At 67.1% G+C, this 635-nt stretch carries 1 protein-coding gene; it reads left to right on the forward strand.

The window, feature by feature from the left end:
* Window positions 1–635: ROK family protein (locus EN984_RS36845; protein ID WP_164766032.1), on the forward strand; the 635-nt coding region annotated here is incomplete at both ends.

The following is a 635-nucleotide window of genomic DNA, read 5'->3' on the forward strand; positions in this document are numbered from 1 at the left end:
GCATGCGGCAGATGCGCGGTGCGCTGACGCCCGCGCAAGACAAGCGCATCGCCGGGCTCGGCATCGCCATGCCGTTCGAATTGTGGAACTGGGCCGATACCGCCGGCGCCCCCCGCGACGTGATGGACGAATGGCGTCACCGCGACATCCGGGCCGACATCCAGGCGCAATGCGATTTTCCGGTCTATTTGCAGAACGATGCCACGTCGGCCTGCGGCGCCGAGCTCGTCTTCGGCCAGGCGGGCGCTGCGCGCGACTTCGTCTATTTTTATATCGGCGCCTTTGCCGGCGGCGGCATTGTGCTGAACGGCCGGCTTTTTGGCGGCCCGACCGGCAATGCCGGAGCGCTCGGCTCCATGCCGGTGCCCGGGCCGGACGGCAAGCCGACCCAACTGATCGATGTCGCTTCCATCGCCATGCTCGAAAAGGCGCTCAATGCGCGCGGCACCGAAGCCTCGCATCTGTGGACCTCGCCGGAAGATTGGGGCGAGATCGGACCCGAGCTTGACGACTGGATCGCCAGCGCCTCAAGGGCGCTCGCCTACGCCATCGTCGCCGCATCCTCGATCATCGATTTCGAAGCGGCGGTGATCGACGGCTGGATGCCGAAGGCGGTGCGCCGCCGGGTGGTCGAC

The sequence above is a fragment of the Mesorhizobium sp. M7A.F.Ca.CA.004.12.1.1 genome, from assembly GCF_003997835.1.
In the GTDB taxonomy this organism is placed as follows: Bacteria; Pseudomonadota; Alphaproteobacteria; order Rhizobiales; family Rhizobiaceae; genus Mesorhizobium.